This window comes from Quisquiliibacterium sp. (assembly GCF_982640115.1).
Genome location: NZ_CEXFHW010000098.1, coordinates 1 through 14,850, shown reverse-complemented (window position 1 = coordinate 14,850; position 14,850 = coordinate 1). Strand labels below are relative to the sequence as shown.

The 14,850-nt window shown below is 70.7% G+C and carries 10 protein-coding genes; 6 read left to right on the top strand and 4 right to left on the bottom strand.

The window, feature by feature from the left end:
* The 6 genes from AC2H6A_RS12025 to AC2H6A_RS12000 form a co-directional block, all read left to right on the top strand.
* On the top strand, window positions 1-1,112 hold a 1,112-nt coding region (locus AC2H6A_RS12025; RefSeq protein WP_484273831.1), incomplete at its 5' end, for an ATP-binding cassette domain-containing protein.
* Between the two features lie 57 nt (window positions 1,113-1,169).
* The gene (locus tag AC2H6A_RS12020; protein WP_484273830.1) at window positions 1,170-1,673 is read left to right on the top strand and encodes a GNAT family N-acetyltransferase; all 504 of its coding nucleotides are present in this window, start codon (window positions 1,170-1,172) and stop codon (window positions 1,671-1,673) included.
* Between the two features lie 31 nt (window positions 1,674-1,704).
* Window positions 1,705-2,190 carry a YajQ family cyclic di-GMP-binding protein gene (locus AC2H6A_RS12015; RefSeq protein ID WP_484273828.1) on the top strand — a complete coding sequence of 162 codons (486 nt, stop codon included), beginning with the start codon at window positions 1,705-1,707 and terminating at the stop codon, window positions 2,188-2,190.
* A 24-nt stretch (window positions 2,191-2,214) separates the two neighbouring features.
* Window positions 2,215-3,084, top strand: coding sequence for a phosphate/phosphite/phosphonate ABC transporter substrate-binding protein (locus tag AC2H6A_RS12010; RefSeq protein WP_484273826.1), 870 nt, complete (start codon window positions 2,215-2,217; stop codon window positions 3,082-3,084).
* 24 nt (window positions 3,085-3,108) lie between these two features.
* Window positions 3,109-6,477 carry a PAS domain-containing hybrid sensor histidine kinase/response regulator gene (locus tag AC2H6A_RS12005; RefSeq protein ID WP_484273824.1) on the top strand — a complete coding sequence of 1,123 codons (3,369 nt, stop codon included), beginning with the start codon at window positions 3,109-3,111 and terminating at the stop codon, window positions 6,475-6,477.
* Window positions 6,474-8,984 carry a response regulator gene (locus tag AC2H6A_RS12000; protein ID WP_484273822.1) on the top strand — a complete coding sequence of 837 codons (2,511 nt, stop codon included), beginning with the start codon at window positions 6,474-6,476 and terminating at the stop codon, window positions 8,982-8,984. Before AC2H6A_RS12005 ends, AC2H6A_RS12000 begins: the two co-directional genes overlap by 4 nt.
* 20 nt (window positions 8,985-9,004) lie before the next feature.
* Here the strand turns inward: AC2H6A_RS12000 and AC2H6A_RS11995 are convergent, their stop codons facing one another.
* The 4 genes from AC2H6A_RS11995 to AC2H6A_RS11980 all read right to left on the bottom strand — a co-directional run bounded on the left by AC2H6A_RS11995 (window position 9,005) and on the right by AC2H6A_RS11980 (window position 14,702).
* Window positions 9,005-10,849 carry a putative bifunctional diguanylate cyclase/phosphodiesterase gene (locus tag AC2H6A_RS11995; protein ID WP_484273821.1) on the bottom strand — a complete coding sequence of 615 codons (1,845 nt, stop codon included), beginning with the start codon at window positions 10,847-10,849 and terminating at the stop codon, window positions 9,005-9,007.
* Between the two features lie 166 nt (window positions 10,850-11,015).
* Window positions 11,016-11,840, bottom strand: coding sequence for a GTP cyclohydrolase FolE2 (folE2, locus tag AC2H6A_RS11990; protein WP_484273820.1), 825 nt, complete (start codon window positions 11,838-11,840; stop codon window positions 11,016-11,018).
* A 22-nt stretch (window positions 11,841-11,862) separates the two neighbouring features.
* A complete protein-coding gene (dxs, locus tag AC2H6A_RS11985) occupies window positions 11,863-13,788 on the bottom strand; it encodes a 1-deoxy-D-xylulose-5-phosphate synthase (protein ID WP_484273818.1) in 1,926 nt (641 codons plus the stop codon).
* Window positions 13,785-14,702, bottom strand: coding sequence for a polyprenyl synthetase family protein (locus AC2H6A_RS11980; RefSeq protein WP_484273816.1), 918 nt, complete (start codon window positions 14,700-14,702; stop codon window positions 13,785-13,787). Before AC2H6A_RS11980 ends, dxs begins: the two co-directional genes overlap by 4 nt.
* Window positions 14,703-14,850: the final 148 nt, after the last annotated feature.

The window sequence follows — 14,850 nt, the reverse complement described above, 5'->3', positions numbered from 1 at the left end:
GCCGGGTGCGCCGCCTGCAGGCCCTGCGGGCGCAGCGCGAGGCCCGTCGCGAGCGCATCGGCCGGGCCCGCCTCGCCGTCGACGCCGGCGAGAAGTCCGGCAAGCTGGTGGCCGAGCTGATCGAGGCCACGGTGCGCTTCGACGGCCGGGCCGTGCTCCACGAGGTGAGCTGCCTGATCCAGCGCGGCGACCGGGTGGGCATCGTCGGCCCCAACGGCGCGGGCAAGACCACGCTGCTGCGTACCCTGCTCGGCCAGCAGCGCCCCGATGCCGGCCGCGTGCGCCTGGGCACCCAGCTGCAGCTCGCCTACTTCGACCAGCTGCGCGAGCAGCTCGATCCCGAGGCCACGGTGGTCGACACCATCTCGCCGGGCTCGGAGTGGGTCGAGATCGCCGGCCAGCGGATCCACGCCATGAGCTACCTCGAACGCTTCCTGTTCGAGCCGGCGCGCGCCCGCTCGCCGGTGCGCACGCTTTCGGGCGGGGAGCGCAACCGCCTGCTGCTCGCCCGCCTGTTCGCCAGGCCGGCCAATCTGCTGGTGCTCGACGAGCCGACCAACGACCTCGACATCGACACGCTCGAGCTGCTCGAGGAACTGCTCGACGACTATCCCGGCACCCTGCTGCTGGTCAGCCATGACCGGGCCTTCCTCGATGCGGTGGTCACCCAGACCCTGGCCAGCGAAGGCGAGGGTCGCTGGCAGGAGTACGCCGGCGGCTGGAGCGATGTCGAGACGGCCCGGCAGCGGGCGGCAGCGTCGACGACGGCACCGGCCACCCGGGCAGGCACGGCCGGCGAGGATCGGTCCCGCCCCTTGCCGACACAGGGCATCGGCCCTGCCGAAGCGCCGCCGTCGGCCCGCCGCGATCCCGCACGCGCCAAGCTCAGCTATCGGGAGCAGCGCGAGCTCGAGGCCCTGCCCGAGCGCATCTCGGCGCTGGAGGCCGAGCAGCAGCAGCTCGCCGCGCGGCTGGCCGACCCGGCCACCTACCGCGGCGGCGATGGCGAAGCCGCCAGCCTGCGGGCCATGAATGAGCGGGTGACGGCGATCGAGACCGAGCTGATGGGCTGCCTGGAGCGCTGGGAGGCGCTGGAGGCCCGACGCGGCTGAGCCATTCGGCGGCCGGGGCGGTTTGGCCTCGAGCGGCGCAGGGTTAAGATGGCAGGAATGTCGTCCACCCCCGTCGAACCCGTCACCGTCACCCGAACCCGGCTCGACGCACCGGTGCACCGCGACGCCCTGCTGCACCTGCTCGACGAATACGCCAGCGGTCCCACCGGGCGAGGCTATCCGCTCGACGATGCGGCCCGCCGGGCGCTGCCCGATGTGCTCGCCGCACGCCCGCACTTCCTGGGCTGGCTGGCCTTCGTCGGTGCCGAGCCGGCAGGGCTGATCAACTGCTTCGAAGGCGTGTCCACCTTCCGCGCGAGGCCGCTGCTCAACATCCACGACATTGCGGTGAGCCCGCGCTTTCAGCGCCGGGGCATCGCCCGCGCGCTGCTGGCGGCGGCGCAGGCCGAGGCCCAGGCCCGTGGCTGCTGCAAGCTCACCCTCGAGGTCCTGGAAGGCAACACCGGCGCACTGCGCGCCTACGAGCAGGCAGGCTTTCATGCCTACGCGCTCGACCCCGCCCTGGGCCGGGCGGTGTTTCTCGAGAAACCGCTGGGCTGAACGCCGGCCCGGCCGACCCGAAAGGAAAACCATGCCCTCTTTCGACATCGTCTCCGAGGCCAGCCTGGTCGAGGTCCGCAACGCGCTCGACCAGGCCAACAAGGAGATCGCCAACCGCTTCGACTTCAAGGGTTCCGACGCCCGTATCGAGCAGAAGGAACGCGAACTCACCGCGTATGCCGACGATGATTTCAAGCTCGGCCAGGTGCGCGATGTGCTGCTGGCCAAGTTCGCCAAACGCGGCGTCGATGTGCGCTTCCTCGAAAACGGCGATCCGCAGAAGATCTCGGGCGACAAGCTCAAGCAGCCGATCACCATCCGGCACGGCGTGAGCGGCGATCTCGCCAAGCGGATCGTGCGGCTGGTCAAGGACAGCAAGCTCAAGGTGCAGGCCAGCATCCAGGGCGACACCGTGCGGGTCACCGGCGCCAAGCGCGACGACCTGCAGGCGGCGATCGCACTGCTGCGCAAGGAGATCACCGATGTGCCGCTGGGCTACGAGAACTTCCGTGACTGAGCCGATCACCTGGAGGCAACCCGCATGAGCCTGCCGATGAATCATCGCCGCCCGCTGCTGCTGGCCGGCCTGGGCATGGTCGGGGCTGCGGCCCTGCCGCGCCGCAGCGCTGCCCAGGAGTCGACCCCGTACCGCTTCTCACCGGTCAACCAGTACGGCATCGAGCTCACCGCGAAGTACTGGAATCCGATCATCGAGCATGTGTCGGCGCGCAGCGGCGTGCGCCTGCAGCTCAAGATCGGGCGCACGTCGGCCGACACCACCGCCTATGTGCTCGCCAACGAAGTGGAGTTCCTGTTCTCCAACCACATGTTCAGCCCGGAGCGCGAGCAGATGGGCTGGCGGGTGTTCGGCCGTCGGCAGACGCCGCCGATCCACAGCCAGATCGTGGTGCTGGCCTCCTCGCCGATCCAGCGCCTCGAGGAGCTGGAAGGCCAGCAGGTGGCCTTCCCCGGCCCCGAGGCCACGGTGGCCTACAAGTTCTCCTATGCCCAGCTGCTCAAGCGCAACATCAATGTGCAGGTGGTCTTTGGCGGCAACATGGATGGCGCCTTCGCCCAGCTGCTGAGCGGCAAGGTCAAGGCCGCCGGCACCCATACCCAGCTTGCGGAAGGCTGGTCGCGGCGCGAGAACCAGGCCCTGCGCGCACTCTGGCAGTCGGAGCCGCTGCACGATCTGGCGCTCATGGCCTCGCGCAAGGTGCCGGACAAGGACCTTCAGTCAGTGGCCAGGGCTTTCCTCGACATGAAGACCGACCCGGCCGGACAGCGGGTGCTGGCGCAAAGCTCCGAGCTCGTGAAACTGCCGTCGACCACCCATTTCGTGGCCTCCAATGGCTCGGAATACGGCGCCTACCGCGCCTTCTACCAGTCGGCGCCGCCCAGCCTGCGCTGAAGCACCGAGCCGATCCGTCCTGCGATGCCGCCCCTGCTCGGTCACCTGGAACGGCTGCTGCCCCGCTCGCTGGTCAACCGGGTGTTCGCGCTCTACGGCGCCAGCCTGCTGATCCTGCTCGGTGGCGGTCTGGCGCTTTTCATGCGACACCAGTTCACCCACCAGGTGGAGAACACCCAGCAGGCCTCGGTGATGCTGGTGGAAGTGGTGGCGCAGGCGGTGCAGGACAGCGTGGTGATCGGCGACTACGACACCGTGCGCAAGATCCTCGACAAGGCGGTTCAGGACTCCGTGTTCGACTCGGCCTCCTTCATCGAACGCGGTGGCGGGCGCATCCAGGCCACCAGCCGCGCGCCCACCCGCGGCCAGCCGCCCCAGCCACTGACCGACTGGGTGGAGCGCCAGCTCTACGATGTGAACCGGGCGGTCTCGGTGGGCGGCAAGGACTACGGCGTGCTGAGGCTGCACTTCGATGCGCGCGGCGTCGCCGGTGATCTCTGGGACCTGTCGGTGCTGGCGCTCGCCATGGGGCTGGCCGCGCTTGCGGCGGGCCTCACGCTGGTGCGCATCCTGGTGAGCCGCTGGCTGGGCGGGCTGGGGCGGCTGCGCGAGTTCGAGCTCGCGCTCGCCTCGGGCAGCGCGCAGACCAGCGCGCCGATGGAGGTGGGCGCGCCAGTGGAGATCCGCCAGGTGGTGGAGCTATTCAACCGCACGGCGAGCCTGATGCGCGAGCGCGAAGCCAGCCGGCGGGCGCTCGACAACCAGAAGTTCGCGCTCGACCAGCATGCCATCGTCAGCATCACCGACCCCGATGGCGCGATCACCTACGCCAATGACCGCTTCTGTCAGATCAGCGGATACACGCGCGAGGAGCTGATCGGCAACAACCACCGCATCATCGGCTCGCGCGAGCACCCGCCGGCCTTCTTCGAGAACCTCTGGGCCACCATCGCGCAGGGTCGGGTGTGGCGCGGCGAGATCTGCAACCGCGCGCGCGACGGCAGGGTCTACTGGGTGGATGCCACCATCGTGCCGCTGCTCGGCGAAGACGGCCGGCCCGAGCAGTACATCGCCATCCGCACCGACATCTCCGACCGCAAGGCGATCGAGGCCTCGCTGCGGGCGGCCAAGGAGGTGGCCGAGCGCAGCGACCAGGCCAAGAGCGAGTTCGTGGCCAACATGAGCCATGAGATCCGCACCCCGCTGAACGCGGTGCTGGGCATGCTGACCCTTCTGCGCAACACGCCGCTCAGCCAGCGCCAGCTTGACTACGCCAGCAAGGCCGACAGCTCGGCCCGGTCGCTGCTCGGCCTGCTCAACGACATCCTCGACTTCTCCAAGGCCGAGGCGGGCATGATGCGCCTCGACCCCAAGCCCTTCCGGCTCGATCGGCTGCTGCGCGACCTCTCGGTGATCCTGTCGGCGAGCATCGGCGACAGGGATGTGGAAGTGCTCTTCGATGTCGATCCGGCGCTGCCGCGGGGCCTGCTCGGCGACGACATGCGCCTGCAGCAGGTGCTGATCAATCTCGGCGGCAATGCCGTGAAGTTCACCGAGCACGGCGAGGTCCGGCTGTCGGTCAAGGTGCTCGAGAACAACGGGCAGGACGCGCTGATCGAGTTCGCGATGAGCGACACCGGCATCGGCATCGCGCCCGAGCACCAGGCGCAGATCTTCCGCGGCTTCTCGCAGGCCGAGGCCTCCACCACCCGGCGCTACGGCGGCACCGGCCTGGGTCTGGCCATCTCGCAGCGGCTGCTCTCGCTGATGGGCAGCGGCATCGCACTCGAGAGCACGCTCGGCGAAGGCAGCACCTTCCGCTTCCGACTGCGCCTGCCGGTGGTCGACTGCCCGGCGCCCGATCCTCGCGCGCTGCTCGACCCCGCGCTGACACGGCTGCGCGTGCTGGTGGTCGACGACAACGCGGCCGCGCGCGAGGTGCTGGCCACCATGATCGGCACGCTCGGCTGGCAGGTCGATCTCGCCGAGAGCGGTGAGCAGGCCATCGAGCTCGCCGAGGCCTCGTCGGCCGAGGGCCGGCCTTACGACGCGATCTTCGTCGACTGGATGATGCCCGGCATGGATGGCTGGGAAACCAGCCAGCGGCTGCGTCGCTCCACGACCCTGCCCGAGGCCTGTCTGGTGATGATGGTCACCGCCCACGCCCGCGAACTGCTCGCCGGGCGCGACCCGGCCCAGCAGGCCCTGATCGGTGGCTTCCTGGTCAAGCCGGTGACCGCCTCGATGCTCTTCGACGCGGTGGCCGACGCCCGCGGCCGACAGCTCGTGGGCGAGCAGCCCGCCGACGCCGGCGGACGGCGAGGCCGTGTGCAGCGACTGGCCGGCCTGCGGGTGCTGCTGGTCGAGGACAATCCGAACAACCAGCAGGTGGCCCGCGAACTGCTGCGCCTGGAGGGTGCGCTGGTCGAGGTGGCCGGCAACGGCCGGCTGGGCGTGGCCGCGGTGGCCGAGGCCGATCCGCCCTTCGATGCGGTGCTGATGGACCTGCAGATGCCCGAGATGGACGGCCTGAGCGCCACTGCCGAGATCCGCGGGCGGCTGGGGCTGCGTGACCTGCCGATCATCGCCATGACCGCCAATGCCTCCGACAGCGATCGCCAGGCCTGCCTCGCGGCCGGGATGGTCGACCATGTCGGCAAGCCCTTCGAGCTGGCGGCGCTGGTCGGCGCGCTGCTGCGCCATGCCCGGCCTGGCGCGGTGGCGCCGGCGACCCAGGGCGGCATGCCGGCAGCCCTGAACCTGTCGAGCCCGATGGACCTGCCGGCCGCCCTGGTGGCCGACGCCGCCCGGCACGGCATCGACCTGCCGGCCGCCCTGGCGCGGATCGAGGGCGAGACCGCCATCTACCTGCGCATGCTGCACGGTTTCGCCGCCGACCTGCCGGACATGACCCGCCGGCTGCAGTCGGTCGGCGCAACCGCGGACCCGACGGTCACGGTGCGCGAGATGCACACCCTGCGCGGCCTCGCCGCCATGCTCGGGGCCTCGCGCCTGGCCGAGATGGCCGGGCGCATCGAAGCCGCGGTCAAGACCGGCACCACCGTCCCGGAACCGGATGCGATCGCCGAACTGGTGAGCGCCGCCGAACAGGCCCGCGCCGGACTCGCATTGATCGAGTCCTCGCTGGGTGAACCCATGCCCCTGGTCAGCTCGCGCGACACCAGCGGCATCCGCCAGGCCCTCACCGAGCTGATCGAACTGCTCGGGCATGCCGACATGCGGGCGATGGATGTGTTCGAATCCTTGCGTCCGGCGCTCGGCACGAGGGTGCAGACCGGCCCGCTCAAGACGCTGGACGAGGCCATGGCCGTCCTGGATTTCGACCTCGCGCTCACCGCCTGCCGCAGTCTGCTCGGCTCGCTTGCCTCATGACCGATACGGCCCCACCGCCCTCGCCAGGCCACGGCAGCGCCGCCGACGCGCAGCGCAGCCTGCGGCGCAGCTGCGTGCTGGTGGTCGACGACCAGCCGATCAACATCCGCATGCTCTACCAGGCGCTCTCCGACGAGCACCGGGTGCTGCAGGCCACCAGCGGCGAGCGGGCCCTGCACATCTGCCGGGAGGAGAACCCCGACCTGGTGCTGCTCGATGTGGTCATGCCCGGCATCGACGGGCTCGAAGTCTGCCGCCGCCTCAAGGCCGATCCGCAGACCCGGGCCATCCCGGTGATCTTCGTGACCGCGCACCATGATCCGGCCGACGAAACCCGCGGCCTGGATGCCGGAGCGGTCGACTTCATCGCCAAGCCGATCAGCCCGGCCGTGGTGCGCAGCCGGGTGCGCACCCACCTGGCGCTCGCCCGTTCCAACGCGGTGCTGGCCGCCACGCTCGAGGCCACCGCCGACGGCATCCTGGTCACCGACACCGACGGCCGGGTGCTTGCGGCCAATCACCTGCTCTCGCGGATGTGGGCGCTGCCGGCCCCTGCCGAAGGCGATGACGCGGCGCCGATCATCGAGAGCATGAACAGCCGGCTGCGCGATGCACGGCTGTCCACCGACGAGCCTCCGCCCGCGGATGGCCAGCCCACCACCTCGCTCGAGCTGAACGATGGCCGCATCTTCGAGTGCCACCGCTCGGTGCTCGAGGCCGGTGGGCGGGGCAGCGGTCAGGTGTTCAGCTTCCGCGATGTCACCGCGCGCCGGCGCGCCGAACGCAGCCTGGCCGAGCTCAACGCCAGCCTGGAATCACGCATCCTCGAGCGCACCCGCGAGCTCGAACTCGCCCGGCGCCAGGCCGACGCGGCCAACCTCGCCAAGAGCGAGTTCCTGTCCAACATGAGCCACGAGATCCGCACGCCGATGAACAGCATCATCGGCCTGACCTATCTGGCCCAGCGCGCCGATCCCAACCCCCGCCTGCGCGACTACCTCGAGAAGATCGGCCAGTCAGGCCAGCACCTGCTGGGCATCATCAGCGACATCCTCGACTTCTCCAAGCTGGAGGCCGGCAAGCTCGAGATCGACATCACCGACTTCACCATCGGCTCGCTGCTGGCCTCGGTGGCCAGCCAGCTCGGCGACAGCGCCGACCGCAAGGGCCTGATGCTGGTCTTCGAGACCGATCCTGAACTCGCGCGCCCGCTGCGCGGCGATCCGCTGCGCCTGGGACAGGTGCTGCTCAACTTCGCGGGTAATGCGATCAAGTTCTCCGACCGCGGGCGGGTGGTGGTGCGCGCGCGGTGCCTGCGGCGCGATGATCATGGCGCCCGGGTCCGCTTCGAGGTGAGCGACAACGGCATCGGCATGAGCGAGGCGCAGGTGGCCACGCTGTTCCAGCCCTTCCATCAGGTCGATGCCTCGACCACTCGGCGCTACGGCGGCACCGGCCTGGGCCTGGCGATCTGCCGTCAGCTGGCCGATCTGATGGGCGGCGAGGTCGGTGTGGAAAGCCAGATCGGCGAGGGCAGCAGCTTCTGGCTGACCCTCAGGGTGGACTGGGGCGGCCAGCTCGCCGAGGGCAGCTCCGAGGAATCCGACGCCGAGGCCGCCGCCAGTTCCTGGGCCGCCGAGCCCAGCGCCGAGCAGCGTGCGCGCATCCGCGGGCGGCGCCTGCTGGTGGTCGACGACAACCAGTTCAACCAGCAGGTGGCCACCGAGCTGCTCCAGCAGATCGGGGCGCGGGTGGCCGTGGCCGCCGACGGCGAGGAGGCGGTCGCCAGGGTGCGGGACGAGGCCTTCGACTGCGTGCTCATGGACATGCAGATGCCGGTGATGGACGGACTGGAAGCCACCCGGGCGATCCGGCACCTGCCGGCGGTGTCAGGCGTGCCGATCATCGCCATGACGGCCAATGCCCGTCAGGAGGATCGCCAGCGTTGCCTGGATGCCGGGATGAACGACTTCCTCACCAAGCCGGTGCTGGCCCAGCGCCTGTACGCGATGGTTTCCAAGTGGCTGCCGGAAGCACCGACGGCGCCCGGGGCCGATGAGGAGGCCGCCGACGGCGCAGCGGGCGGCAGCGAGGCTGCCGCTGCGGCTGATGCCGAGCCCCGCGACTCGACCGCCCCCGGGCACCCGGCACCCGGCGACCCGACCGGCGATCCCGAGGTGATCGATCTGACCGTGCTCGCTGCCACCCTGGGCGGGCGCATGGAGGTGGTCAGGCGGGCGGCCACGATGTTCACCGACTCCATGCACAAGACCCTGACCGAGCTCGACGAGGCCATGGCCCGCCAGGACCTTGCTGCCATCGGCGCGCTGGGCCACCGCACCAAGTCGGCCGCCGCGGCGGTGGGCGCGATGGGCCTGGCTCGCCTGTGCCGCTCGCTGGAGCAGTTCCGTCATGGTGGCGAAGCGGCCGAAGCGGCCGCCCTCATCGCGCAGGTCCGCGAACTGCAGGCGCGCATCGACCAGCGGATCGCGCGCTTCCTGGGCTGAGGCAGCGCGGGCGCGACGCCCTACTGCATGGTGGACGGCCCGCTCACCGGCACGATCGGCACCGTACGCTCGGGCAGCGCCTCGTCGAGGCTTTCGCGCCAGAGGCCCTCGATCACCTGCGCCGAACCCGGTCGGGCGAACAGCAGTCCCTGCATGCGCGCGCAGCCATGCTCCAGCAGCATGCGGCGCTGCCGTTCGGTCTCGACCCCGACTGCGGTGACCGCGATGCCGAAGCGGCCAGCCAGGTCGATCAGCGCGCAGGCGGTCGCGGCGCCGCGCGGATGGCGATCGATGTCGGCGATGAAGGAACGGTCAATGGTCATGGCATCGATCGGGTACTCGCGCAGGCAGGCGAGCGAGGTGTGCCCGGTGCCGAAGCCGTCGATCGCCAGCCGCACGCCCAGCGCCTTGAGTGCACGCATCACCCGCAGCACATCGGTGATGTCCACCGCCAGCGCCGGCTCGGCGATCTCCAGCTCGAGCAGTTCGGGCGCCAGCCCGGTCTCGGCCAGCAGCTCGGCCACCGAGGCCACGAAGCCCTCGTCGCGGAACTGCACCATCGAAACATTGACCGACACCGGCACGGCCGGCAGGCCGGCCAGCTGCCAGGCCCGGTTCTGCCGGCAGGCCTCGCGGATCGCCCAGTGGCCGATCGGCACGATCAGCCGGGACTGCTCGGCCACATCGATGAAGCTGCCCGGCCTGGTAAGACCCTGACCGGGCTGACGCCAGCGCAGCAGCGCCTCCAGCCCCACCACCTGGCGGGTGTCGGCGGCCAGACGCGGCTGAAAGTGCAGCGTGAAGCCCTCGTGGCTCACCGACTCGCGCAGGTCGCCCTCCAGGGCGAGGCGATCGGCAGCAAGATCGTTGATCGGCTTGCTGAAGAAGCGCACCGACCCTGGCTCGCGGCCGGCGCGCTCGAGCGCGGCGTCGGCGCTGCGCAGCAGACCGGCAGCCTCCTGATCGTCCCAGGGATAGAGCGCGATCCCGGTTCGCGGTCGCGCGCTCACACGGCAGCCGTCGATGGTGAGCGGCTGGGACAGCAGTTCGTCGATGCGCAGCGCCACACGGATCGCGTCCTGCGGTTCGGCGAGGCTGCCGAGCATCACGGCAAAGCGGCCGGCGGTGTCGCGCTCACCATCGGCCGGATGGATCGGTGCGAGGCTGATCGCCGCCAGATCCTCGGCACGCAGCGCGCGTCCGATGCGAAGCGACGCCGTGCGCAGCAGGCGGCCGGCGAAGTCCTCCACCCCGCGGGCCTGCGCCGGGGTGAGCGGCTCCTCGAGCATCACCTCGATCGACATCACCGCCAGCAGCGCACGCTCGCGCGCGGCCCGGCGCAGGGCGTGGCCGACCTGGTCCTGGAACTGCAGCCGGTTGGCCTCGCCGGTCAGTCCGTCGTAGCAGACCAGGCGCCCGCCAGCCAGACCGTCCTGGTCGGGCGGCAGGCCGGTGGAGACCACCACGCAGACATCCCAGCTCAGACTGGTGACATGGACCAGCGCATCGATCACCACCCGGATCCAGCCGGCAGCCGTGCCCGCGCAGCGCAGGCTGAGGGCGACGGGGTCGCCGCCGGGGCGCACCAGTTCGCAGGCCTGCTCGATCGCCGCCCGGTCGGCCGGCTCGAAGCCCTGCCACAGCCGGCTGCGCGCCTGCATGGAATCGGCGCCGCCGATGCCGAGCAGGTCGAGCGCGCGCGAGGACACCCGCGCGATGGCGTCGCCTGGCGACCAGCACACGAAACCGGGCAGGTCTGCCTGGAGGCCGGGAAGCGGCGCCAGCCGGGGAAGGGCGGCGATGACGCCAGCGCTGTCGGGCGACTCGGCCGGCGCGACGCTCGCGGCCTTGAGGGGATCGTTCATGGGCTACCCGGCGGCAGGAAGGGAAGGCACCCGGCGGACCGGCACGCCATGCGCCGTTGCCTGGATACGATCCCGCCAGCATGCCCCGCCGGTGGTGCCGGCGTTGCGGGGAAGACCCGCCCGGCGCCCCGCCTATTCGGCGCTTTCGACCGGTCGGCGCCCGCGCTCAGGCCGGTGCCGACTCGATCCGCGCATAGGCGGAGTGGTTGTGGATGGACTCGAAGTTCTCGGCCTCGGCCACGAAGCCGATCACCGAAGGATGGTCGCGCAGCCGGCCGGCGACATCACGCACCAGATCCTCGACGAACTTGGGGTTGTCGTACGCGCGCTCGGTGATGAACTTCTCGTCGACCCGCTTGAGCAGCCCGTAGATCTCGCTGGAGGCTTCCTCCTCGGCGATCCGGATCAGCGCCTCGGGAGCCATCGGCTCGCGGGTGCGCACCGACAGCGTGATGTGCGAGCGCTGGTTGTGCGCGCCGTAGTCGGAGATGGTCTTGGAGCAGGGGCACAGGCTCTTCACCGGCGCCACCACCGTGAGGGTTGCCGCCGGCGACGCGGCGTCACCGTCGACCACCACCCGGACCTGATAGTCGAGCAGGCTCTGCACGCCGGATACCGGGGCGGTCTTGCGCACGAAAAGGGCAAAGCTCATCTCGATGCAGCCGCGCTCGGCCTCGAGCAGGCCGAGCATGCGTCGGTGCAGCGCCACCACCGCGGCGACATCGAGCGCCGGCGCGTCGGCCTGGGAGATCTCCTCGAGCAGCCCGATGAAGCGCGACATGTGGGTGCCCTTCTGGTCTTCGGGGAGCGCCACATAGAGGGCGAACTCGCCCACCGAGGGCTGCACGCCGCCGTCGGCGGTGCGCCAGCGCAGGGGATAGCGCACGCCCTTGACCCCCACCCGCTGGATCGCGAGGCGGCGCTCGTCGAGGCTGCCCTGGACATCGGGCATGGGGCCGTTCAGGGGGGCGCCCGATTCGCGTGTGTTCATGAGGACTCCGGGATGTTGGGGATCAGGCCACGCCGGCTTCGGCCGAGGCCGGCGCGGCAGCGGCCGCGCACAGGTCAGGGAAGCGCTCGCGCGCGGAGCGCTCGATGCCCGCGGCGTCGAGCCCCTCGAGGCGCAGCAGCTGGGCCTGCTCGCCATGATCGACGAAACGGTCGGGCAGACCGAGGTGCAGCATCGGCACCGCCAGCCCGAGCGTGGCCAGGCACTCGGCCACCGCGGCTCCCGCGCCGCCCTGCACCACATGCTCCTCGAGGGTGACAAATGCGTCGTGGCTGGCGGCCAGCGCTTTCAGCAGATCGGCGTCCAGCGGCTTGACCCAGCGCATGTTGACCACGGTGGCATCGATCGCCTCGCCGGCAGCCAGCGCCGGCGCGAGCAGCGTGCCGAAGGCGAGCAGCGCGATGCGGCGGCCTTCGCGGCGCACCTCGGCCTTGCCCGGCGCCATGGCGGTGAAGGCCTGCACCACCGGCACGCCGGGGCCCGCGCCACGCGGATAGCGCACCGCGCTGGGCCCGTCGTGCTCGAACGCGGTCTGCAGCATCTGCCGGCACTCGTTCTCGTCGGAGGGCGCCGCGATGATCATGTTGGGAATGCAGCGCAGGTAGGCAAAGTCGAAGGCGCCGGCATGGGTGGCGCCGTCGGCGCCCACCAGGCCCGCCCGGTCGAGCGCGAACATCACCGGCAGGTTCTGCAACGCCACATCGTGGATGAGCTGGTCGTAGCCACGCTGCAGGAAGGTGCTGTAGATGGCCACCACCGGCTTGAGGCCCTCGCAGGCCAGGCCCGCGGCGAAGGTGACCGCGTGCTGCTCGGCGATGCCGACATCGAAGTAGCGGGTGGGGAAGCGCTTCTCGAATTCGACCAGGCCGGAGCCTTCGCGCATGGCCGGGGTGATGGCCATGAGGCGGGGATCGCGCTGGGCGGCATCGCAGATCCAGTCGGAGAACACCTGGGTGAAGGTGAGCTTCGGCGGTGCCGGCGACTTCTGGATACCCTGCGCGGGATCGAACTTGCCGGGCCCGTGGTAGAGCACCGGATCGGCCTCGGCGAGCTTGTAGCCCTGGCCCTTGCGGGTGACGATATGCAGGAACTGCGGGCCGCGCAGCTCGCGCAGATTGGACAGCGTGGGGATCAGCGAGTCGAGGTCATGGCCGTCGATGGGGCCGACATAGTTGAAGCCGAACTCCTCGAACATCGTGCCCGGCACGACCATGCCCTTGGCATGCTCCTCGAAGCGGCGGGCGAGCTCGAACATGGTGGGCACCTTGGCCAGCACCGCACGACCGACATCCCGCGCCTTGGCGTAGAACTGGCCCGACATCAGCCGCGCCAGGTAGCGGTTGAGCGCACCCACCGGCGGCGAGATCGACATGTCGTTGTCGTTGAGCACCACCAGCAGGTCGATGTCGGTGGAGACCCCGGCATTGTTCATCGCCTCGAAGGCCATGCCCGCCGACATGGCGCCGTCGCCGATCACCGCCACATGGCGGCGCCGGCCCGGCCCCTGGTTCTCGCCCTGGTAGCGCGAGGCGATCGCCATGCCCAGCGCCGCCGAGATGGAGGTGGACGAGTGCGCGGTGCCGAAGGTGTCGTACTCGGACTCGCTGCGACGCGGAAAGCCCGAGATGCCGCCAAGCTGGCGGATGGTGGCCAGACGGTCGCGCCGGCCGGTGAGCACCTTGTGCGGGTAGCTCTGGTGGCCGACATCCCAGACCAGCCGGTCACGGGGCGTGTCGAACACGTAGTGCAGGGCGATGGCGAGCTCGACCGTGCCGAGGTTGGACGACAGGTGGCCGCCGGTGCGGGCGACCGATTCGAGCAGGAAGGCGCGAAGCTCATCGGCCAGCACGCTCAACTGGGCGCGATCGAAGGAGCGCAGATCCCGGGGACTGGCGACCCGCTCGAGCAGAGGGTGTTTTCCGGTGGTCAAGACTGCCTCATGACGATGAGTTCGGCGATGTCGCCGAGCCGGCCCGCGCCGGGCCCGAGTGCGGCCACCGCTTCCCGGGCCTGGGCCAGCAGCTCGGCGGCCAGGTGGCGGGAGGCATCGAGGCCCAGGATGGAAACATAGGTGGGCTTGCCGTGGTCGGCATCCTTGCCGGCGGTCTTGCCCAGCGAGGCGGCGTCGCCGGTGACATCGAGGATGTCGTCGACCACCTGGAAGGCCAGCCCGACCGCATGGCCGTAGCGTGCCAGCCAGGATGCGCGCCCGCCAGCCTGCTGCCCGCAGGCGGCGCCCAGCAGCACCGACACCGAGAGCATGGCCCCGGTCTTGCGCTGGTGCATGTCGGCGAGCGAGGCACGATCGAGCACCTGCCCGACGGCATCGAGATCGATGGCCTGGCCGCCGGCCATGCCCTGCGAGCCCGCCGCTGCGGCGAGCGCCACGGTCATGTCGACCACGGACTCGGCCGCCACGCCGTGGCCGCGCGCTGACGCGATGGCGGCAAAGGCCAGGGCCTGCAGCGCATCGCCGACCAGCATGGCGTTGGCTTCGCCGAAGGCGACATGCACCGTGGGCTTGCCCCGGCGCAGGACATCGTCGTCCATGCAGGGCATGTCGTCATGGACCAGCGAGTAGGCGTGGATGCACTCCACCGCGCAGGCCGCCGCGTCGAGCGCGGCCTCGGGAGCGCCGACCAGTTCGCCGGCCGAATAGACCAGCAGGGGCCGCACCCGCTTGCCACCGCCGAGCACCGCGTAGCGCATGGCCTCGTGCAGGCGTGCCGGCACGGCATCGGCGGGTGGCAGCAGCGCATGCAGGGCCCGCTCGACCTGGTCACAACGGCGCGCCGACCAGTCGGGAAAGGACTCGGCGACCGGGACGGAATGGGCGGCAGGCATGGGGCTGGGGAAGGATCCGGAGGCAGCGGGCAGCGGCGGCTTGAAAGGGAATGCGTCAGTCGGCCAGGCCGGCATCGGGCTCGAAGGGCCGCAGCAGTTCGCCCTCGAGCACCCGGACCTGCTGGCGCACCGCCGCAAGCGACTGCCG